General features: G+C 41.4%; 21 protein-coding genes. 10 read left to right on the top strand and 11 right to left on the bottom strand.

Translation table 11 applies throughout. The features are described from left to right. Window positions 1-21: 21 nt before the first annotated feature. The 3 genes from CWC28_RS18030 to CWC28_RS18020 all read right to left on the bottom strand — a co-directional run bounded on the left by CWC28_RS18030 (window position 22) and on the right by CWC28_RS18020 (window position 1,741). Complete coding sequence (locus tag CWC28_RS18030) at window positions 22-687, bottom strand: class I SAM-dependent methyltransferase (protein WP_212746800.1); 666 nt, start codon at window positions 685-687, stop codon at window positions 22-24. A 124-nt stretch (window positions 688-811) separates the two neighbouring features. Beyond that, entirely contained in the window at window positions 812-1,228 is a 417-nt protein-coding gene (locus tag CWC28_RS18025) for a hypothetical protein (protein WP_138625549.1), read from the bottom strand. Between the two features lie 9 nt (window positions 1,229-1,237). Further along, a complete protein-coding gene (locus tag CWC28_RS18020) occupies window positions 1,238-1,741 on the bottom strand; it encodes a GNAT family N-acetyltransferase (RefSeq protein ID WP_063704054.1) in 504 nt (167 codons plus the stop codon). Window positions 1,742-1,926: 185 nt separating this feature from the next. On the opposite strand from CWC28_RS18020, the gene CWC28_RS18015 reads away from it, so the two are divergent. Together CWC28_RS18015 and CWC28_RS18010 are read left to right on the top strand one after the other, a co-directional pair. Further along, window positions 1,927-2,334, top strand: a complete 408-nt coding sequence (locus CWC28_RS18015) for a hypothetical protein (protein WP_063704056.1) — start codon at window positions 1,927-1,929, stop codon at window positions 2,332-2,334. An 11-nt stretch (window positions 2,335-2,345) separates the two neighbouring features. Then, window positions 2,346-3,188, top strand: a complete 843-nt coding sequence (locus CWC28_RS18010; protein ID WP_063704058.1) for an SMP-30/gluconolactonase/LRE family protein — start codon at window positions 2,346-2,348, stop codon at window positions 3,186-3,188. Here CWC28_RS18010 and CWC28_RS18005 read toward each other — a convergent pair. The 3 genes from CWC28_RS18005 to CWC28_RS17995 form a co-directional block, all read right to left on the bottom strand. Next, on the bottom strand, window positions 3,185-3,418 hold the full coding sequence (locus CWC28_RS18005; RefSeq protein ID WP_063704060.1) for a helix-hairpin-helix domain-containing protein: 234 nt from the start codon (window positions 3,416-3,418) through the stop codon (window positions 3,185-3,187). The genes CWC28_RS18010 and CWC28_RS18005 overlap by 4 nt on opposite strands. Window positions 3,419-3,505: 87 nt before the next feature. Further along, a complete protein-coding gene (locus CWC28_RS18000; protein ID WP_063704062.1) occupies window positions 3,506-4,801 on the bottom strand; it encodes a DUF1254 domain-containing protein in 1,296 nt (431 codons plus the stop codon). A gap of 225 nt (window positions 4,802-5,026) precedes the next feature. Then, the gene (locus CWC28_RS17995) at window positions 5,027-7,762 is read right to left on the bottom strand and encodes a TonB-dependent receptor domain-containing protein (protein WP_138625548.1); all 2,736 of its coding nucleotides are present in this window, start codon (window positions 7,760-7,762) and stop codon (window positions 5,027-5,029) included. 259 nt (window positions 7,763-8,021) lie between these two features. On the opposite strand from CWC28_RS17995, the gene CWC28_RS17990 reads away from it, so the two are divergent. After that, window positions 8,022-9,227 carry an anhydro-N-acetylmuramic acid kinase gene (locus CWC28_RS17990; RefSeq protein WP_063704066.1) on the top strand — a complete coding sequence of 402 codons (1,206 nt, stop codon included), beginning with the start codon at window positions 8,022-8,024 and terminating at the stop codon, window positions 9,225-9,227. Here the strand turns inward: CWC28_RS17990 and CWC28_RS17985 are convergent. After that, complete coding sequence (locus CWC28_RS17985) at window positions 9,224-9,700, bottom strand: hypothetical protein (RefSeq protein WP_105181641.1); 477 nt, start codon at window positions 9,698-9,700, stop codon at window positions 9,224-9,226. The genes CWC28_RS17990 and CWC28_RS17985 overlap by 4 nt on opposite strands. A 182-nt stretch (window positions 9,701-9,882) precedes the next feature. Further along, complete coding sequence (locus CWC28_RS17980; protein ID WP_138625547.1) at window positions 9,883-11,760, bottom strand: GGDEF domain-containing protein; 1,878 nt, start codon at window positions 11,758-11,760, stop codon at window positions 9,883-9,885. A 208-nt stretch (window positions 11,761-11,968) separates the two neighbouring features. Here CWC28_RS17980 and CWC28_RS17975 point away from each other — a divergent pair, with 208 nt between their 5' ends. Both CWC28_RS17975 and CWC28_RS17970 read left to right on the top strand, forming a co-directional pair. Further along, window positions 11,969-12,790 (top strand): hypothetical protein, encoded by an 822-nt coding sequence (locus tag CWC28_RS17975; RefSeq protein WP_249324983.1) that lies wholly within the window; start codon window positions 11,969-11,971, stop codon window positions 12,788-12,790. A gap of 39 nt (window positions 12,791-12,829) precedes the next feature. Next, entirely contained in the window at window positions 12,830-13,306 is a 477-nt protein-coding gene (locus CWC28_RS17970) for a hypothetical protein (RefSeq protein WP_138625546.1), read from the top strand. Between the two features lie 34 nt (window positions 13,307-13,340). Here the strand turns inward: CWC28_RS17970 and CWC28_RS17965 are convergent, their stop codons facing one another. From CWC28_RS17965 to CWC28_RS17955, 3 genes are all read right to left on the bottom strand, one after another. After that, window positions 13,341-13,676 carry a hypothetical protein gene (locus tag CWC28_RS17965; RefSeq protein WP_063704120.1) on the bottom strand — a complete coding sequence of 112 codons (336 nt, stop codon included), beginning with the start codon at window positions 13,674-13,676 and terminating at the stop codon, window positions 13,341-13,343. Between the two features lie 652 nt (window positions 13,677-14,328). Continuing rightward, window positions 14,329-15,366: a methionine synthase gene (locus CWC28_RS17960; RefSeq protein WP_138625545.1), complete on the bottom strand. Its 1,038-nt coding sequence runs from the start codon at window positions 15,364-15,366 to the stop codon at window positions 14,329-14,331. A gap of 11 nt (window positions 15,367-15,377) precedes the next feature. Then, a complete protein-coding gene (locus CWC28_RS17955; RefSeq protein ID WP_138625544.1) occupies window positions 15,378-16,355 on the bottom strand; it encodes a DUF1852 domain-containing protein in 978 nt (325 codons plus the stop codon). 380 nt (window positions 16,356-16,735) lie between these two features. Here CWC28_RS17955 and CWC28_RS17950 point away from each other — a divergent pair, with 380 nt between their 5' ends. From CWC28_RS17950 to arsJ, 5 genes are all read left to right on the top strand, one after another. Then, window positions 16,736-17,545: a sulfite exporter TauE/SafE family protein gene (locus CWC28_RS17950; RefSeq protein ID WP_138625543.1), complete on the top strand. Its 810-nt coding sequence runs from the start codon at window positions 16,736-16,738 to the stop codon at window positions 17,543-17,545. 128 nt (window positions 17,546-17,673) lie between these two features. Continuing rightward, a complete protein-coding gene (locus CWC28_RS17945; protein ID WP_138625542.1) occupies window positions 17,674-18,819 on the top strand; it encodes a serine hydrolase domain-containing protein in 1,146 nt (381 codons plus the stop codon). 142 nt (window positions 18,820-18,961) lie between these two features. Next, entirely contained in the window at window positions 18,962-19,726 is a 765-nt protein-coding gene (locus tag CWC28_RS17940) for a metalloregulator ArsR/SmtB family transcription factor (protein WP_063704131.1), read from the top strand. 76 nt (window positions 19,727-19,802) lie between these two features. Next, window positions 19,803-20,813 carry an ArsJ-associated glyceraldehyde-3-phosphate dehydrogenase gene (locus CWC28_RS17935; RefSeq protein WP_138625541.1) on the top strand — a complete coding sequence of 337 codons (1,011 nt, stop codon included), beginning with the start codon at window positions 19,803-19,805 and terminating at the stop codon, window positions 20,811-20,813. Window positions 20,814-20,818: 5 nt separating this feature from the next. After that, entirely contained in the window at window positions 20,819-22,027 is a 1,209-nt protein-coding gene (arsJ, locus tag CWC28_RS17930) for an organoarsenical effux MFS transporter ArsJ (protein WP_138625540.1), read from the top strand. Window positions 22,028-22,232 lie beyond the last annotated feature (205 nt).

Genomic DNA, 22,232 nt, shown 5'->3' with positions numbered 1-22,232 from the left:
TAACACCGGTGAATGCTTTTATTAGGCCTGCTTGATAAAAAGGGTAAACGCCCGTAAAACCTGACCGGTAATGATGTTTTCAATGACGTGAGTCTCTTTTAAAGCAACGTCATTTTCATAAGCTAGTTTTACTCTTTCAATTTGTTCAGGGCTGACTGCGGCTGATGACATCACACTTAACCAGTGACTAAGCTGCTCTGGGTAAGTGCTGGCACTTTGATTGGCACTTAAGTCTGCGCTGACAAGTAACCCGCCTGGTTTTAAACGTTTGTGAATATCAGCAAAAAATGCCACTCGTTTAGGTTCATCCACAATAAACTGCGACACTAACACGGCTGTCGCTGCATCAAAGGGCATCAAGTTTTTGAGTGAATCTACATAGCCATTATGAAACTGGCAGCGATGTGCAACCCCTGCTTGCGTTAAATTGTGTTTGCATACTTTGATCATTTCAGTCGAGGGTTCAACAGCGGTGAAGCGAAATGCGGGAAATGCCTGTGCTAAATGCAAAATTTCATTTCCGGTACCCGCTCCAACGCAGAGAATATGCGCATTGCTTAGCAGTTTGCTGAATAAAGGCGACATCATAAAATACAAGGCTTGGCTAATAGGCGCCATGTTTTGCCATTGTGAATCGTAATTAGCTGCTTGTTGATCAAATAAGGCGGTGACTTCGTGTTGTTGCATAATAAAAACTCATTAGGTAACTTTAAGTGTTACAGAAGTGGTTAGCTTACTTTATTTTAGATAACTTTAAAAGTTACTTAATGGGGCATTCATTTGTTAGGTTGATTTAAGCATATTAATTTGCTTAATTTTTAGGGTGAATGTGAGACTGAGCTATATCGCCAACAGTGTTTCGACTATGAAACGATAATAACTTTGCAAATTCAAAATCAGTAAGCTCAATGTCGTTATTCGATGTCCAGGTAACTTTGTAGCTGGTGTTACTTGGGTGTCCGTCTAGTGATAGCAAGATAGTTTTCTCGTCTGGTTGCGCTACGTGACTGATAGATATCAGTGTTTCAAAGTTTGTTGTGGCACCACAGTTTATGACTGAAACCACGGCTTGTTTGTCTTTATCTGGTGATAAGAACACTTCATATTGCTCATCACCACACCAATTTGGTGTGATAGCTGAAATACCCCAAATAAGTAACGCTAGGGTGCTAAACCCCCAAAAAATAGCAGCACCGCTATGCCAAAGTATTTTTAACGCTTTACTCATACTCGTCCTTTAGTTTCTATTGTGAGGTTTTATCAATGAAAAAAGATGTGCATTAAAGAATTGCTGTTGCTTGAACATCGCGTTTTTTAAAATGGCATCTTGCTTGAAACCTAGCTTTTGTAATAACTTTATTGAGGCGGGGTTATCCTCACACACATACGCAAACACTCTGACGATATTCGTTTTAGTAAATACCGTTTCGAGTAGCATAGTCGCTGCCTTTGCAGTGATCCCTTGTTGCCAATACTCTTTTGCCAACCAGTAACCTAACTCGGCTGAGCGATTAAATTCAAATTCACCAGGGAGCACGCTCACGCACCCAATCAATTGATCATCCAACGTGATTGCTTTTATAAGCTCGCTCCTACTGCCTTCAGTGATCCACCAGTTTGCGTCGCTTGCGGTATATGGACTCGGGATTTTATTTGAAAGAAACTGAGTGACGTTTGTGTCGTTTAAAATTGAAATTAATTGTTCAGCATCTTGTTGTTGAAAGTCGCGAAGTGAAATCACAATTGCATCTGTACCTAAAATGGTTGTTTTTATGGTTTTGTTATTGATAGCAAAGAATGAGAATGGATACTAGCAAATGTTACTTTTAATCACCTTTAATAACGATTTATGCCGCTTCGCTTTATTGGCAGTCGTTTAGGAACGGTGTATGCTAAATCTAGTTTAAGCTTATCAAAAGGATTGATATGAAGCGTGTTTTTCTATTGATTGCAGCGGTTTTTGTAACCTCTTTGCAAGCTAATACTGATGTATTATCAGTGGATCCGGTCATGCTCTCTGGCAGTGCTTTTTCATTTGAGAATGATGCCAAGCGCTACCCTAAGCAAAGTCAATTTAGCATTGTCCATAGTGTATTAATGAGCAGTGAAAGCGGTCGCCGTTTAGCGGTTGTGACGATTGAAAACAAAGCATCGGGATCGCGAATTCTTCAGGCTGACCATATTATGGCGCTATTTGCCGATGGGCGTCGTGTGCATCCTCAGAGCTTTGACGAAGGTATTAAGTTAGATGATGGCGAAAAGCGTTCTTTGACCTTATCTTTTGGTGAAAACGAATACCCGATTTTAGCGGTATACACGAGTTTAAATGAGTAAAAGGAAGACCGATGAAACAACTTAAGCCACTGGCAATAACACTACTTTTAAGCTCACCGTTAAGCTTTGCAGTTGATAGCCAAGACTTTGTTAAAGATAACGTTTTCACTCAAGGCGTTGAAGGGCCAACCATGTATAACGGTGCCTTATACGCGGTGAACTATGCCCAGCAAGGAACCATTGGCCGCGTTGATAACATGGGCAAAACATCGTTATTTGTGCGCTTACCCGATGACAGCGTTGGCAATGGCCTACAGTTTGACTCACAAGGTAATTTGTTTATTGCCGATTATGTTAACCACAATATTTTAAAAGTACCTGCTGGCAGCAATAAAGCAGAAGTGTTCGCCCATAATAGTAAAATGAATCAGCCCAATGACATTGCTATCACCAAAAGTGGGGCGCTGTTTGCAAGTGATCCTAACTGGGCGAACGAAACGGGTCAGCTATGGCGTATCAATGCAGATGGCAGCACCCATTTACTCGAAAAAAACATGGGGACTACCAATGGAGTGGCGGTTAATAACGACAACACCAAGCTCTATGTGAACGAGAGTGTGCAGCGAGTTGTTTGGCAATATGACTTAGATGAGAACTTAAACATTAGTAATAAGAAAGCTTTTATTAAGTTTACAGATCATGGCTTAGATGGCATGCGCGTTAATAATCAAGGGCATGTGTTTATTACACGTTACGGCGCAGGGAAAGTGCTTGAAGTATCACCTAACGGCAAGCTCTTAAATAGCTATCAATTAAAAGGCCAGCATCCAACGAATTTGGCTTTCAACGAAACGCAAAACAAAGTGTATGTCACCATGCAAAAGCGCGGTGCAATAGAAGTCATTGAGCTTTAGCCTTGTTTTGCTCGCGCAATCGCGGCGGTGATAGCCGCTTTTGCTTGCGGACTATTTTGCCAACAACTTGAATGCAACATCGACGCGACTCGCTCAGCAATGGTGTTGGCATCAAACCCGGCTAACTCCTCAAACGATTCAATACCAATTTCTTCAAACCGTTTTATCACCGTTGGTCCGACACCTTTGAGTGCTAAAAGCGCACTGCGCTCTTGCTCGTTAAATGGCATGTTATCTGTCCTAAACTCTGTAATTGATCACTAAAATTGAAGGTGCTGACCTTGATTACAATATTACAAGGCCAGCAAAATAACTATCTAGTTAGTGACCTTTAATGTTGGGAAGTCATAACTACCTTCTTGAACCTCTTTGCTAGGCCCGTATAAGCGCATAATGATATAAGCATCTTTTTCAGGGATCGGTAACCAGTTTGAGTCACTTTCCTTACCTTTTGCACTCAGCTTTATCGTGTACATGCCGTCAGCATCAGGTGTAAGTGTGCGATCTCCACGGCTATGACGATTAATCTCATTGTGAGCCATTAAACGGTTATCAGAACCATAAACTGTAAACGACCAAAATTGACTTACATCAGGTGCTTTAAAACGCATAATGTATTCTTTGCCGTTAGCGCCATTGATGTTTTTACCGTCGCTACCTGTTTCAGCTTTTAAGTATACTGACTCATCAGGTGGTAAACCCCATTGACCTAAGTAGGTGCCTTCCGCGAATAAATCACGCTCTCCATCGCTAAGTTGCTCACGAGTACCAAGTAGTTTTCCTGCATTGGTCATTTCAGGGGCGAGTTTAACAAGGTGAGCCATGCCTAGCTCTTTGCCTTTTTTAGCGGCGGCTAGTTGGGCTTTACTAAAGTCATCTTTACAAGCTTCAAGACCGATAACTTTATATTTATCTAGCCATTTTTTGTCAGCGGTTGCCATGTCTCCATCACATAACACGTAGTTAACTCGTTGCACCCAATTGGTGTTTTCAGGGTTTGGATAGCTGCGCTCTTTCGCTTTTGGCCCTGCTACACCTAAATATGCTGAAAGCGTGCGAATATTCCACTTATCCATGTAATTTAATGCGGTTTTCTCATCTTCTTTGCCAACGGCCATGATACGGCCCATTAGTTTTAAAAGATTTGAATCAACACGAATAACTTCATCAACACTTGCTGGAACATCACCTTGCCAAGATCGAGAAGCAAACATAAAACTGCCACCTTCATTACCACGTAATCGTGAGCCGATCATTGACGTGGTGTAATGGCCCATGTCCATTGTGTGTAAAATCCAGTAACGTCCTTTATCCATATCTGGAATACTTACAATCACAGGTTCTGCGGCTACATCTAACCATCCCATTAGATGTAAGGTATCGTTATTGATAGTTACGTGTGCGGTATAAGTATCATCTGCTATATGGCGAATATTTTGAAAGCGATTAAGTGGGGTGTCTGTTTCAACAGCGGTTTCATAAAAAAATTTATATGCTTCATCAATTGAGTATGCATAGATGAATGCATCCTCGGCGAGTTTGTCCGGTATTGCATTTGCTAGGGCGGTTTGAGACGCAGCCAACACAGTTAAACTGAGTAACGCTTTTTTCATTATTAACTCCTTTTATATGCTTCGGTGAGGAAAAGTGAATAAGAAACACGATTTCACAAAGAATAAAGTAGCGTAAATGTAAGGTTCTGGGAACGATTTTTATACAAAGTTTGTATAAATTATCGTCTTAGTGATTTAGCTCAAATTATTCTGGCGATAAAAAAGCGCACCGGGCAGGGTGCGCTTGAGGGGATCAATCCTGTGTAGCTAAAACAGTAGGATTAATTAGAAGCTTGGGGCATATCTCAGTGAAACACCGACTGAGCGGCCAATCACACTATAATCACTTACTGTGTTAAAGTGGTTTGCGCCTACTTCAGGTGTTGGTGGTTCACGGTCTAATAAGTTATCGACACCAAAGTTAACAGCAAGTTCCTCATTAACTTGCCATGCAGCGGCAAAATCTAAGTAATTTTGTGCTGAGATTGTTTCTGAACGGTCGACAGCATACTCTACTTCACCGATTCTGCGCCAGCCAAGTTGGAAGTTCATGTTATCTAACTGCCAATCAATGCTTGCGCGGTGTTTGTAATCAGCTTGCAGGATACTCGCAAAGTCACCCGAACAGGCGCTGCCATAAGTTCCCTTACAGTCAATTTCAGCCACCGTACTGTTGTTTTGACGGGTTTGTTTAGTAACAAAGTTACCTTGGTACGAGAATCTAAAACGACCACCCATTTGCTCAGGTGCATCAATGACATAATTTGCTGCAACGTCGATACCTTCTTGCTCAATCGCGGCTAAGTTAAAGTCATTAACGATGGCTGTACTAATAAAGCCAGTGTTTGGATCGCGAAGTACCGCACCACACAATGGGTTATTCGGATTCGGGTCATCAACATAACAGCTTTGCAGTGCAGCACCTGGTTGAATTTGGCTTACCGCATCTGTTACACGAATACTGTAGTAATCGAGTGATAAATCAAAGCCTTCTAAATAGCTAGGTGTATAAACAATGCCTAATGTATCTGATTCAGCTTGCTCAGGTTTAATATTCGGGTTACCACCATAGGTGTACTCTGCGGTACTTGAATCAAACTCGGTGCCAACAGGTGGCGCACCAAACGCAGCACATTGAGTCGCATCACCGGTGCCCAGTAAACATGGATCGCCGTTATAACGCCCTGCTAGTCGTGGCACAAACTGGTCGCTATTTTGGTCAAATAACGATAACGATAGCGCTGTGATTGGGCTGGCAAACTCACCTAAGTTAGGTGCTCTAAACGCGGTTAAGCGGTTGGCGCGAATACGAATGTCGCTGTTTATTGCCCAGTTGATACCTAGTTTGTAAGTGTCTTCTGCTTCGGTATTTGAGTAATCAGAAATACGGTAGGCACCTTCAAAGCTAAGCTCTTCAGCAAAAGGTTTATCAACTAAGATAGGTACTAAAATTTCAGCGTAGAACTCTTCAGAGCTAAAGCTTGCGTCCATATCAAATGCGCTGATAGACGCAAAGCTGGTGCCGTTTCTAAATGCATCGCCCGGTGTTTGTTTACCGGTTTCTTTACGGTATTCATAACCGATTGCAAAATCGATAGCACCGGCTGGTAATTCAAATAAGAACCCAGAATCACCCGATAGCGTTGCTGAGATCACACTTTGAGTACGGTCGCGAGTGGTATAAAGCAGCGGATCGCTAAAGTCGCTGAAATCAAGGTTGGGATCAAAAATATCCACTGAATTTGCAAGGGCAGCAAAGCGACTATTACCGCTGTTATCATTGCGGTATGCGTTGTTGTAAATGGTGGCCACTTCATCCGTTTTGCCGTACTGGCCATATACGTCATAACGTAAGTAGTCAGTAATATCACCTTTTAAACCCAGTTGAAATTGCATTGAATCACGCACAGCTTCGGTGTGTTGCACACCTAAACCCAGGTTACGTTCAACATTAACAAGGGCATTGCCTTCGCTATCAAACGTGAGTTGGTCACGTAGTTCATCAGGAATATAGGCGTTGTCTTGCGTGAGGGTCACTTGTTCGTTAACAAAAATCGGTGTTTGGCCACTGGCACCCGCACCATTTACGGTCACTTTAGAATACATTGCGCGGCCATAGGCAATGGCACTGTCGCTCACATCAACGTCAAATAATAAGCCCGCAGAAAAACGGTCCATCGGTTGAGTTAAATAACGGTCAGCTGTGAAATCAGTTGTTTGACGCTCACTTGTTACAGCACCAGAATCAGCAATACCGATACTGTTGCCTGAGGCAACGTCAGTATAATAACCACCGCTGTTGATCATTGCTGTTGAGTTTTCAAGCGCATAGTCACGCTCGCCAGCTAACAGCTCTTTTCGTTCGGTGTAACCAATATAGCCTGTTACATGGCCGCGACCATCTGCGATGTCACCACCAAAAATTGCTTCAAAGTTAAGCTTTTCGTTACCACCGTCGGCACTTTCGTAACTGGTTGAGAATTCAGCGCCAGTAAAATCATCGTCTAAAACAAAGTTAACAACACCGGCTACCGCATCGGCGCCGTAAACTGCTGCTGCACCACCTGTTAATACATCAACACGTTTAATTAAACCGGCAGGAATAGTATTCACGTCAACCGAGTTACGAAAACTAAATGGTACCGCGCGAGTGCCGTCAATAAGTACCAATGTACGGTTTTGGCCAAGGCCGCGTAAATCAATCGTTGATGAGCCAAATGAGTCACCGACTGTGGCACCTGTGCTGTTGGCACCCGCCGCAGCTTGTGGCAGTTTTGCGGTAATATCTTCAACGTTCACTGCACGGTCTAGGTGAATTTGTGCTTCATCAACGCTCACCACTGGACTACTTGAGACCAGCTCGGTACGTTGAATACGTGAACCCGTTACGGTGATCACTTCAGGTTTTTTTGCTTCAGTGCTTTCTTCTGCGTGGGCATAACTAATTACTGAACTTACAGCGAGAGCTAAAGGAGAGAGCAGCAATAGTGAGCGATGCCCTGTTGATGTATTTGCTTTCATGGTGATTCCCTTGCGTTTTATCATTTAAATCAACGCAGGTTGGTGTCTGACCTAGACCATTTAGTTAATTTAATGAGTCATACTTTTTGTTATGATGCTTGTGTGTTCTCCTTTTGGGGAGCTCACCGGTACAGTTTTAAAGCAATTTAAAAGTCTTTGCAATAATTATTCTTTAAATCTATTATTTTAAAATATAAACTATTCCAATTCGTCAACCCGCTTATTTACATCTAATAAGCTGATTTTAAGTGATTTATTTATGCATCAACATATTGAAAAACTGTATTTAAGCGCAAAAAAAGAAAGAAAATTAATAATTGGTCTAATGAGTGGCACCTCATTAGATGGTCTTGATATCGCGCTATGCGAAGTATCAGGGCAGGGCATGGATACTCATGTAGAAGTATTAAAGTTTACGACGGTAGACTACGACGATGATTATAAAATGCGTGTGAAACGAGTGTTCGCCAAACGCGAATGTGATCTTGAAGAAGTCACTTTACTCAATCCTTGGATTGGTCAATTACATGGTGAAATGGTTGCCAAAACGTTAGCCAGCTGGGGAGTAGCAAAAGAACTTGTTGATGTGATTGCCAGCCACGGACAAACTATTTATCACTGCCCTAAAAACCAACACAAGCGTGCAGAATATGGCAATGCAACACTACAAATTGGTGACAGCGATCATTTAGCGGTGACTGCAGGTATTACGACCATCGCTGATTTTAGACAAAAGCACATTGCAGCGGGTGGCGAAGGTGCACCGCTTGCGGTATATGGTGACTACTTGTATTTCACAAGTACCAGCGAAAACCGTATATTGCTAAATATGGGCGGCATTGCAAACTTAACCTACTTACCTAAATCTGCAGATGCACGAGCGGTTTTTAGCTCTGATATAGGCCCAGGTAATACCATTATGGATGCCTATATACAGCGTTATTTTGCTCCACTTCATTATGATAAAGATGCCACTATTGCAGCAAAAGGCACGGTAAGTGAAGATTTACTCGCAGCGCTATGTGATGATGCGTTTTTTGCTTTAGGTTTTCCAAAAACCACCGGGCCAGAAGTGTTTAATCTAGACTATTTAGCCGCAGCACAAGCACGCTCGAATACGCAGAACTTATCGCACTTTGATGTGATGGCAACTTTAGTGCAGTTTTCAGGGGTAATGATTGCTAAAGCAATTAACCAATGCAGCGAAGGCTTGACCGATGTGGCTGTATACGCCAGTGGTGGTGGAGTTCATAACCCATTATTAATGGACATTATTTTGGCTAATTGCCCAGCGCTTTCTGTGATAAATAACACCGATTCGTTGGGGATAAATCCAGATGCAAAAGAAGCCGTGTTATTTGCTATTTTAGCGAACGAATGTTTGTCGGGCGGGCAACAACGCTTTGGTAATACCGAGCAAGGGATCCCCGATATTACCATGGGTAAAATTAGCTTTGCTGACTAAAAAAAAGCTAAAAAGCTTGCGCCAATATTACTGATGTAATGGCGTAAGCCATGGTTTTTAGCTTGCTCAGAAGTTAATAGCTCTGGTGATGTGCTTGCTGCAATGCTGACATCAAATTGGGCGCTGTCTTTAAGAGTTGCATGCATGCCGTGTAGCATTAATTGCAATACAAATTCACCACTGTGAGTAACGTTTTCTAAGGTAAGCATAATAACGTGCTGCTCTAGATCGTGTTGCGTTAAAGTGTGTGCAGTAAAATACGCAGACTCACGTGCATCAGGGCGCGTTGCACTGATAGAGATCACATCACCTTCATGGGCATCATCTGGCAGCACACAACAAAATACAACACGCTTTTGCTCATTAGCCGCAAAATGCAATTGTTCATATTCCATAGTATGCGCAAGCGCAGCACATAAAGGATCTTCACTAGAGGGGAGTGCAAACGAAAGTTGCACCAAGGCACTGTCCATTACTTCTTCATTACGTTAACTGATTAAATTAGCGTCAATTATTGATCAGTTAGATGACAGAATTATGACTATTGTCATATTGCGGATTATTTATTTCAGAAACAGAGAAAAGTTGAATGTTTGATTCGTTTGGTCGGATATTAGTCTGTCTTTTTTGATTGTTGTTGAACTCCTTCTTAAAACTAAGAATAAACAGCATTTCGCCCTCCTCTTTTTGCTTCATAAAGGTGTAAGTCGACTCTTTTGGCTGCCTGTTCAGATGTTTCATTTGGTGCAATTTCTATAACACCTAAACTTATCGTTGCGCTTATAGACAATGATGTGTGTTCCTTTTCGGCAACAGAAAGCCTAATACGCTCGGCAATATCTTTTGCATGCTCTAAAGATTGATTCTCAAGCACAATTAAAAACTCTTCGCCGCCGACACGACCTACCCGATCAGAACAACGGACTGTTTGCACAATCGTATTGGTTATGGAAATGATTAATTCATCACCAATATCGTGACCATATTGATCATTGACCGCTTTAAAATGATCGATATCGATAGAAATTAATGAGCTGACTTGTTGATTTAGTTTGTTTTGCAGCATGACGCTTCGTTTTAAATTTAATATAGCTCTTCGATTCGCTATGCCTGTTAGTTCATCTTTTAAAGCGAGTATTTCAAAGTACTTTTTCTGGCGAACTTGTTTGAATGTATAAACGGCGAATAAGAGTAAACACACGCAAGTTATCATCACAGTTAAGCCTTGCCAAAAAGACTTATCTTCGGCTACAGCTAAAAGTTTTTGTTGTAGCTTTGACTCAAGCTCTAAACGAGAAATCTCAAGGATCTGCTGTTCATAATTAAAGTTTAATCTGGCAGAAATAAGAGTGTTATTTGCGATAGCTTGTTGTTTATCTTTAATTAAAGCGATTAATTGTTGTTGAGATGCTATTTGTAAGGAAGTATCTCCTGTTGCAGCTGCAAGCTGAGAGGTTAAATTTAAATAACGCTCCTTTAAGCTCTCGGGCCAAGATTGTTGTTGCCCGGCGGTTATCTTCTCATGAGATGAAAGGGCAGCTTGCAACTGAGCTGTAGCCAAGTACCATTCTGATTTAGTGAAGTTGTAAAGAGTCAAAATCCAGCTGTCAGTAACCGAGAGCGTGTTCAACTCCGTTAGATATGACTCAGCCTGAGATAAACTATTAAGTTTTATATTGAGTTCTGTAAGTTTAATTAATATGTAAGCATATCCGTTGTCGCTTTCGAAACGGCGAACATCTTTTTTAATCGACTCGTATAGCTCAATAGCCTTTATTAAGTCGCCTTTTTCTTCATAGGCATACGCGAGTTGATCCGCTACTTTGTACTGCTCTTGCTCATTGAATTTCGTTAACGCTAATTTGGCTCGCTTCAGTTGTTCAATTGCAAGTTCATAGTTGTACAAAGCTATATGAATATCGGCAATTTCTTTTAATGCGAGGGCTTTTTCGTAGTCATTACCTGCTTTTTCAAATAACTGATAAGCAGTTTTAGCAGAGTCGAATGCCTCTTGATAGTTGCCTTTAGCTAACTGAATACGGTTAAGTACTATGTGGGCCAGAGCAATAATTGAGAGTTTTTTTGAAGAGGTTATTTCGTCTAATGACGGTATGTTAATTATTGGTTTTAAGTGTTCGAGAGCTTTCTGGTAGTTACCTTGCGTATACTCTTGACTTGCTTCACAGACAGCAAGTTCCTGTATTAAGTTTAAATTATTTGCTTGATGAATGACTGGTTTGGCTGTTTCTAGAAACTGTTTATATTCACTAATCCCGTTAGGAGTTGAAGGATTGGAAAACCAACATTTAAACGCCATCACTTGCGCATCATCTAGCGCATTTTCATAAGGCATTTGCTTTTCTAATCTAGCTAAAATTTCGACAGATTCAGAATATGTTGTATAACCGTGAAGAGCACGGCTGATTTCACTCTGAACATCCTTTGCAGCCACATTGGTTGCAAAAAATAGCAACAAGCACAATATCCTTATCATTTGAGCATTACTCCATACAGCTACTCTGATACCAATCAATGATATTTTCTTATAATTGCAGCTAGCTTAGCATAATGAAATTATTGTTTATAAGATTTTACGTTGAAAAAATATAAATAATTTAATGCTTTAAGCTATGCTTGGTTGCTTTTGGGGTTTGAAATTAGCTCAACACAAAGTAATGGAATTGCGTACCTAAAATGGTATGGTTACTTTAAATAGTTTTAATTAAAAGGATGTATTTTTCATGTTAAACAAAATATTACTTTGCAGTGCTTTTTTATTTTCTGTTACAGCACTGGCTGAAAGACCAGACTATTTTAATGATGAAATAGATAAAGAGTATCGCGCGGTATTAAAGCACATGGATGAAATGATGCCGCAAACCGATTTAGAGCTTGCCTACTTACCCTCTTTTTATCCGTTTAGCATCTTTGATATTCATGCAACTAAATTTACAAATGACAAAGATAAGCAAGCGTTCACTAACTTTAACTTAGGTGTGCTTGGTAGCCAGTTTTTAAATGTTAAAGAGCAAGTTGGAACAAAACTTCCAAATTTAGTTATTTGTAAAAAAGAAAAGTGTACTGAACAAAGACTTAAGTTAATTCGGTCATTTTTAGATGTATCGGAGGCAGAGATTTTGGCATTTAAAAATAGCCAAACTTTAAAACTTGTACAGCAATCTGCGCCGCACGTGTACCGTGTTAACAATACTTTTTATTCTCCCACCCAATTAATAAGCTATACACCATCAAAATATGCTGGGTTTGTACCCTCTGCCGATTATAAAATTTTAAGCCCTGATGCAGAGCCAAACTTGATGGAGCTATCAGCTGATACACAAGAACTCAGAGATTTAATGGTTGAGTATAAGGTTGCAGCTATTACAAAAGATGAGTATGACAGCGTCAATGTGATCTTTGGTGGCCTTAGCGATAATCATTGGGGAGTAGTCCTTTTAGAGAAATACACTATACCTAAAAGCGGTGATAGAAATGCTTTTGGCCTAGAGTACGACATAATCAAACCGCTCTCCAAGACAAGTTTTTATTATCAAACTAATTAAACCAAGTTTTTCAACAAACATTTATCAATGGAGTAAACAATGGGGTTGTCTGAAAATAACAAATCAAAGACCCATAGTTTTGTGTTGAAAAGTTTTGGATTAATAACACTTTTTATATCTCTGACAGGAAATGCTGCCGAACAGCAAATACAGCAGCAAGTTGATGCGTTTATTCAGAGCCAATATAAAGACCACGTCCTAGAGTTAGTCTCTGATAATGAAATTGGCCAATTAAAGCGTTTTTATGAGCATAGTGATGGCAGAGTCTCTATATTTTGGATTTATCAAACAGGCAATGTTTGGTTAGAGAAGTTGACTCTAATTAAGGTTCGGGGTGATGGTTATAGCGAGTTGTCGTCTATTTCTTTTAACGGCGTAGTAGATAGTACGAAAAAGATTGGCGAAGAGCTTGCCATACAAATACGTACATATGATGAAAGTGATCCTCGTTGCTGCCCTAGCAAGAAAACCACTTTACGCTACCGTATTTATAATGGTGAGTTAGTTAAGTTATAGCCTGATTGTTTTGCATCAGGCTATAAATCAAGAATTAGCAAATATGGTATTCGCCACGGGGTTTGTTGCTGAACATAAAGGCTTGTAACTCAGATTTAAGTACTTCGACAATATCCGTTGTAAAGGGCGTTCTTATTTCACCAGAGTCTAAATATCTCAGTAAATCAATTTCATGTTTAAGTGCTGACTGAATCGAATAACTAATTGGGTAGGTTACTTTAAACTGTTTATGCGATATCACATTGTCGTGGTTTTCAATGTCGACATAGAAAGTTAATTGCTCGTCTTCTTCGCAAATGTCGCTACAGGTGCCTTGCTCACGAATACAATCCAAGACAATATTTCTGATGAAAATATCAAATTCGTTCATATTAATCCCTCAATTTTTGCCCATCCATTGGGTACAACTGAAATCTAGCAAAAAATAATTAATCTAGCCAATTCAATTTTGCAGCTTTTGGATTAACTCTTTCTGAACGGGTTGGTTTAAAAGCATTAGGGGGAGGGGAAGTAGTTAGTTAATAGTCGTTAGAGGATAGAATGCGCGAAACAAGTTTCACGCCTACGTTGTAGCAGCGGCTTTATGCTGTGGCATTGATAAATATTACGAGAAACGAAATACGAGAAACTAGAAACGAAATACGAGAGGCGAGATACGATGGGCGAAATACGAGAAACGAAATACGAGAAACGAAATACGAGATACGATGGGCGAGGTAAAAACGCGATGTGAAATCACTACTACACAATCAGGTCCATACCAAATATAAAATCTGACGGACTAAAGCCTGACCTACAAGGTCGTCATTTATGGCGACTAGGGGTGAGGTAGACGCGCACCTCGATCCTCGCATCTCGATCCTCGCATCTCGATCCTCGCATCTCGACCCTCGCATCTCGAACCTCGTAACTCGAACCTCGAATCTCGATCCTCGCAACTTTCCCCTTTCCCCTAATAACTCGCTAACTACTCCTAAAGCCTAGAGCCTAGAGCCTAGAGCCTAGAGCCCAGAGCCCAGAGCCTAAATCCTAGCCCCTAAAACCTCTCCCCTCACAATCTCTGCGCCTTTACTTAGCGCACTAAGCTTGGCGCTTGCTATGTGGCGAGGGAGGGGAGCCATACCGCAGTTTGTACATGGGTAAAGCTTGTCGGCATCAACATATTTCAGGGCTTCGCGTAATGTCTGTGCCACTTCATCAGGGGTTTCGATTTCATTGCTTGCTACATCAATGGCACCAACCATCACTTTTTTGCCGCGTATGAGTGCTAATAGTTCAATAGGCACGCGAGAGTTGTGGCACTCAAGTGAAATAATATCGATATTCGACTTTTGAAGTTTCGGGAATACTTCTTCGTATTGACGCCATTCATTGCCCAGTGTTTGTTTCCAATCAGTGTTGGCTTTAATGCCATAGCCGTAGCAAATGTGCACGGCGGTTTCGCACTTTAAGCCTTCGATTGCTCTTTCTAGGCACTTTATGCCCCAGTCATTAACATCATCGAAGAACACATTAAACGCAGGCTCATCAAATTGAATAATATCAACACCCGCAGCTTCGAGCTCTTTCGCTTCTTGATTGAGGATTTTGGCAAATTCCCATGCTAGTTGTTCACGGCTTTGATAGTGGGCGTCATACAAGGTGTCAATCATGGTCATAGGGCCTGGCAGCGCCCATTTTATAGGTTGCTTGGTCTGCGAACGTAAAAACTTAGCATCTTCAACAAACACCGGTTTACTGCGTGATACCGGGCCAATTACACTTGGTACACTGGCTTCGTAGCGATTACGAATGGTCACTGTTTTACGGTTTTCAAAATCAACGCCATTTAAGTGTTCGATAAAGGTCGTTACAAAGTGTTGGCGAGTTTGCTCGCCGTCGCTCACGATATCAACGCCAGCTTGTTGTTGCTCTTGTAAGGCAACACGCAGCGCGTCTTGTTTGCCGTCGATAAGCTCTGCGCCTTGCAATTTCCAAGGCGACCATAAGGTTTCAGGCTCAGCAAGCCAAGCAGGTTTTGGTAAGCTGCCAGCTGTCGATGTGGGTAATAACTTTCTCATTTTTACTCTCTTTAAATCGCGTAGTTGGCAGACCATTTCTCAAGTACTGATTGATAAGGCTTAATAAAGTGCTGCTCAGTAAATTTACCTTGTGCAATCGCAAGTTGGCTGCGCTCTTCACGGTCGTAGACAATTTGCGTGATCGAGTGATCGGCGTTTCTTAAATTTGGTTGATAGCAACTACCCGCCACGGCATTGGCGTTATAAATTTCTGGACGGTAGATTTTCTGGAATGTTTCCATGGTGCTAATCGTGCTGATCAACTCTAAGTTGGTGTAATCGTTCAGCAAGTCACCAAAGAAATAAAACGCCAGCGGAGCAACAGTGTTTGGTGGCATAAAATAGCGTACCTGCAAGCCCATTTTTTTAAAGTATTGCTCGGTTAATGACGACTCATTTGGTTGGTACTCAGCACCTAAAATTGGGTGTTGGTTTTCTGTGCGATGGTACGTTTTGTTGTCAGACACGCTTAAACAAATAACCGGTGGTTTTTTAAAGTGCTGTTTGTAAGTCTCTGAGTCAATAAAGTATTTAAAGAGTTTACCGTGTAAGTCACCAAAGTTTTCGGGAATGCTAAATTCGTTTTTCGCTTTGTTATGATCAAGCAGCAGTACACTAAAATCATAATCGCGCACGTAAGATGAAAAGTTATTACCAACAATACCTTCGATACGTTCATTAATTTGGTGATCAATGATATTAGTTTTTAGCACTTCAATTGACGGGAATGCCTCTGCGCTTTGTGCAATTTCTAAATCAACAGAGATGATCTCAAGCTCTACTGAGTAGCGATTGCCTTGCGGGTTATCCCAGTTTGCTAGCGCATTAAAGCGACTATCAATCATTTTTAATGCGTTACGTAAATTCTGTTGGCGACTTTCACCGCGAGCTAGGTTTGCAAAGTTTGTGGTAAGTCGTGTGCTATTTGACGGATGATAATTCTCGTCGAGGCAAATGCTTTTAATTGTAAATCTGAAATCGTTGTTCATGGCAATGTATCCAAAAGTCCTGAAATAAATGATTGCTGCTCACCTTCCTTAAATCGCTAGGTCATTAACCTTAGGTTGCTCTGCAGCGGTAATAAATTTATACGTGGTCATCACCATGAAGAAAAACGTTTTTATTTCAGGTAAAACATGAGGCAGATTCATGAATATTTGCTGTTTTAGTAAAACATTTAGGAAGGGATAGTGAAAAAATGCTTCAAAGCTAATTCAGACGTCTGGATTTCTAAATTGGTTTGTTGGAGTTGCAGTAATTTCATATAAAACGTGAGTAATATTCACTACTTAACCCTACTTTTGAGAGCAACCCCGTACTTTATTGTTGTTATACTCGTCTCCCTAAACCAACAACACAGACAAATACAATGAATGAATTAATCGTGCTTATTATTGCTTGCGCCATACTTGGTAGCGGGGTGGGCTTTTTAGCGGGGCTCTTAGGGATTGGTGGAGGCCTAGTCATTGTGCCTATTTTAAGCATGATCTTGCTGCACTTTCAGGTGTTACCTGCTGAGCAAGTTGTGCTGGTGGCGATTGCTACATCGCTTGCCTCAATTCTTTTTACTTCAACGTCATCAGCTATCGCTCACCATAAAAATGGTAATGTGCCTTGGCAATTGGCTCCGTGGGTTATGACAGGGGTTGCACTAGGCGCTCTTATCAGTGGCTTTTTGGCTTCGCTATTGCCTGCAAATGTGGTGCGAATTGTATTCGCTCTGAGTGTGGTGCTTATTGCATTAAAAATGATTTTCAGCAGTAAAAATGACAGCCAAACATTATGCTCGCTACCTAATAAAGGCCTTTTGACACTTTATACAACCATCACGGGTGGTCTATCTGCCATGATAGGTATTGGCGGTGGTGCGGTCCTTGTGCCGTTACTGACGTTTTTCTCGGTTGATATGAAAAAAGCCATTGGCTGTGCTTCGGCCTGCGGTATTGTCATTGCGCTATTTGGCTCAGTGGGTTACATCAGCTCGGGCAGTCAGTACTTTACATTAAAAGAGGGCTTTGCTGGTTTTGTTTATTTGCCTGCCTTGTTTGGCATTGTGTGTACTTCGTGGTTTACCGCGCCATTAGGTGCAAAAGCAACGCATCATTTACCCGTCTCTACTATTAAAAAAATATTTGCTGGGCTGTTGCTAATTATGGCTGTGAATATGCTCGCTAAATAGTATTAACTTATTAATTCGACAACACGAAAGTCGTTTGTTAATGTCAGTTAAGCAGTTTTTAGGCTGCTTAACTGCCTTTTTCGAAAGCTGTAGGCGCTATTTAAGGACTCTTTTTTAAGGAACATGCTATGGATCGTCGGTGCTCTCAAACAAGTAAAAAAATACTAAGCTCTTTATTTGTTGCTCTATCACTAATGGCTTTGCCAGTGACTGCTGAGCCAACAAAATCTCTCGAGACTCACCATGCTTTAATGGGCCAAATTCTCAGTGCAAATCAACAAACACCCCTTACAGGTTTTGCACTTCATGTGATTGTTGATGATGGACATGCTTTTTCAACGGCAAAGCAAAGTAAAGAAAATGCGCCGCAAGTTATTAATCCAAATAGTTTATTTAGAATTGCCAGTGTGACCAAAACCTTCACTGCGGCAATGGTGCTTCGTTTGCATGAAGAAGGTAAATTAAACCTTGATACAACGCTTGATAAGTTAATTTCTGACGACTTTTTTGCGCTTCTTGAAAGCGATGGCTATGCCCTTGATAAAATGACGCTTAAACAAGTGCTGAGTCACACGGCAGGGTTATACGATCACGCCCAAAGCGATCAGTATTTAGCTGGCATAATGGCAAACCCGCAGCAAGATATAACGATGCGTGAGCAAATTAAAGGGTGTGTAGAGTGGGGCGACCCAGTAGGTAAACCTGGTGAGCGTTTTTCATATTCAGATACCGGGTATGTGTTACTCGGCCACATTATTGAAAGAGTGACAGATTTACCGCTACCTGAAGCGGTTCGCCAATATTTAAGTTTCGATAAAAACCAGATTGAAAATGTGATCTGGGAACGGGGTGATACGGTTGCTGTGGATGAGTCTCGACGCGTACATCAATACTTGCATGGCACCGACACGTTTAATTGGAGCCCAACAGTCGATTTATATGGTGGCGGTGGGCTTGTTGCCAGCCCAATCGGTATGGCTAAATTTTATCAGGCTTTATTTTCAGGTAAGGTCTTTAAACACCCAGAAACACTTACACTCATGCTCTCGGATACAGGCTTACCTGCAGATAGCCCTTATCGTTTAGGTGTATTTGCCAAAGACTATAACGGCACCTTGGTTTATCAACATGGTGGCTTTTGGGGCACTTTGGTGATGTATGAACCAACAACGCAGGTGGTGGTAGCAGGGGCTGTTACTCAGCAAAAAGACTACGCCCAGCTTGAAAAAGTAATGAGTGGCTATTTAATTTTACAAGCAAAATCAGCACTCTAAACACGCCAAAATCTAAACTGGCGCACATATGCGCCAGATCCTTTCTTTAGTTCAATTCAAGCTAAGTCATTATAGAAGAGAAATGACTTGCGCACTTCATATAACAAAAATATTATATAACCAAATTGTTATGGAGTGAGTCGTGAAAGTTCTCTTTTTATGTACAGAAAATTCAGCCCGTTCAATTATGGCTGAGGCGTTGCTTAAACATCACGGTAAAGGTGAGTTTGAGGTGTTTAGTGCGGGTACTGAACCTAATGCGGTAGACCCTCGTACGCTTGCGGCGATTGAGCATTTTGGTTTAAAAACCGATGACTTACACTCAAAGCACTTAAACGATGTAACTAACCTCCATTTGGATTACGTCATAACTTTATGTGATGACGCTGCCAAAGAATGCGCCAATCGCGTCGATGGCAGCCATTGCCTTGCATGGGATTTTATCGATCCTAAAACGCGTCCTGAACCCCACGCCTTTGAAAAAACCTTGCAAGAGCTCAATGAGCGAATCAAACAGTTTGTGCAATCCCATAACAAAGAAAAACCAGCATCGATTTCGCCAACCACATTTTATAAAGCGCTTGCAGATGATATTCGTTTAAAAAGCTTATTACTAATCGCCGTTGAGCAAGAGGTTTGCGTATGCGAACTAATGACGGCACTTAATGAGCAGAGCCAGCCAAAGGTTTCAAGGCATTTAGCGCAACTTAAAAAACAGGGCATTTTGTCGGATAGAAAGCACCAGCAGTGGGTGTTTTACTCTTTAAACCCGACCTTACCAATGTGGATGAAACAAACAATTACCTCGACCGTGGTAAACGAACCTAATTTTATAGAAAACGAGTTAGCAAGGCTAAATGCGATGGGCGATGATCGCCCAACTCGTGTGACGCGCTGTTGCAATTAAACAAAACGGTTTGCTGTTAACTGTCGGCAAACCCGGTAAAACAAGTTAGACAATTTTAAAAAGTAGGAGCTTAACAATGGCAATTAAAGTAGGCATTAATGGTTTTGGCCGTATGGGTCGTTTATCGCTAAGAGCAGCGTTTACATGGGACGACGCTGAGTTTGTGCAAATTAATGACCCAGCGGGTGACGCAGCTACATTGGCTCACTTACTAAAGTATGATTCGGTGCACGGTATTTGGCCTCATGAGGTTGAAAGTAACGACAACGCTGTGATCATCGATGGTCAGATGATTAACGTTACACAAAATAAAGCGATTGCAGACACTGATTGGTCTGGTTGCGATATCGTTATTGAAGCCTCTGGTGTGATGAAAGAAAAGTCACTACTTCAGGCATATCTTGACCAAGGTGTGAAGAAAGTCGTTGTCACTGCCCCTGTAAAAGAAGACGGTGTGCTGAATATAGTGATGGGTGTAAACGACGATTTATACGACGTAAACCAACACGATATTGTGACTGCCGCATCGTGCACTACCAACTGTTTAGCGCCTGTGGTTAAAGTATTGCAAGAAAAAATTGGTATCAAACATGGTTCAATGACCACTATTCACGATATTACTAATACGCAAACTATCTTAGATGCGCCGCATAAAGACTTACGACGTGCTCGCGCATGTGGCATGAGCTTAATTCCAACTACAACCGGCTCTGCAACAGCGATTACACATATTTTCCCTGAACTTAAAGGTAAATTAAATGGCCACGCGGTTCGTGTGCCGTTAGCCAATGCATCAATCACAGACTGTGTGTTTGAAGTTGAAAAGCCCACTACTGCTGAGCAAATTAACCAGTGGATGCAAGAAGCCGCAGAGGGCCAGCTAAAAGGTATTTTGGGCTATGAAGAAAAGCCACTTGTTTCTATCGATTACAAAACTGATCCACGCTCAAGCATTGTTGATGCGCTATCAACCATGGTTGTCAACGAGACACAAGTTAAGCTGTATGTTTGGTACGATAACGAATGGGGTTATGCAAACCGCACCGCCGAACTTGCCCGTAAAGTTGCGCGATCACTACAAGGTTAAAAGCAATGACGCGTTTGGCTAATCTTCCCGCTGATATAAAGCAGTACTTAATTGTCACTGGGAATTACTGGGCATTTACGCTTACAGATGGCGCATTGAGAATGTTGGTGGTACTGCATTTTCATGCGCTTGGCTACTCGCCTTTGAGTATTGCCATGCTGTTTTTGTTTTATGAGATTTTTGGTGTTGTCACTAACTTAGTGGGCGGCTATTTAGGCGCAAGGCTTGGTTTAAACAAAACCATGAATATTGGCCTTGCCATACAGGTTGCAGCCTTGTTCATGTTGGCAGTCCCCCCTGAATGGCTAAGTGTTGCCTATGTGATGCTGGCGCAAGCGCTGTCGGGCATTGCCAAAGATCTCAATAAAATGAGTGCTAAAAGCTCAATTAAAATGCTGGTTGCCAGTGGCCAAGAAGGCACCTTGTTTAAATGGGTGGCGATACTTACGGGCTCTAAAAACGCCTTAAAAGGTGTGGGCTTCTTTTTAGGTGGTTTACTTCTCACATTAATGTCGTTTAAAGGCGCAATGCTAACCATGGCTGCTACTTTGCTGGTGGTGTGGTGTTTTAGTCTTTATGCACTTAAAAATGATTTAGGCAAAGCCAAAAACAAACCTAAGTTTAACGAGATATTTTCAAAAAGCAGTTCAATCAACATTTTGTCAGCAGCAAGATTGTTCTTGTTTGGTGCGCGTGATGTTTGGTTTGTAGTTGCACTTCCGGTGTTTTTATCACAAGCCTTTGGCTGGGATCATTGGACCGTGGGGGCTTTTATAGCTGCGTGGATCATTGGTTATGGAATAGTGCAATCTTTTGCACCTAAAATCATTAAGCTTAATAAGCAAACATCACCAAGCGCAGAAACAGTTAAGTGGGCATCCTTGCTTGCGGTAGTCACCTTAGCCATTGCTCTTGCCATTGGTTTTGACTGGGCAGTAAAACCAATGCTGATAGGCGGACTGATGTTGTTCGGCGTGGTCTTCGCGATTAACTCATCTTTGCACAGCTACTTAATTGTTAGCATGGCTGATGCCGATGGCGTATCACTTGATGTCGGGTTTTATTATATGGCCAATGCCATGGGACGCTTGATTGGTACTGTGTTGTCAGGCTTAGTGTTTCAGCTTTATGGCTTAGCAGCCTGTTTAGCTATCTCACTATTATTTATAGTTATTACTGCCCTTACTTCGACTAAATTGCCAAAACAAATTTAGTTAAATCTAAACACGCCCTATAAAGGTAAGCAAGCTTTCTTGCTTACCTTTATTCATGCATAGCATCAGAAATAATAAAATCATACCAATTCGCTTAATTTAGTAGTCTATTTTGAGGCAAAGAAACCTCGTTGATAGCAAGGCAAAAATTTCGTTATTTAGTTGTTCTAACTCAGAAATTTTTAACGCAGGTAGCGACAGGTTT

Source organism: Pseudoalteromonas sp. S4492, from assembly GCF_005886115.1.
GTDB lineage: Bacteria > Pseudomonadota > Gammaproteobacteria > Enterobacterales > Alteromonadaceae > Pseudoalteromonas > Pseudoalteromonas gelatinilytica.
This window is presented reverse-complemented; position numbering and strand designations above follow the sequence as displayed.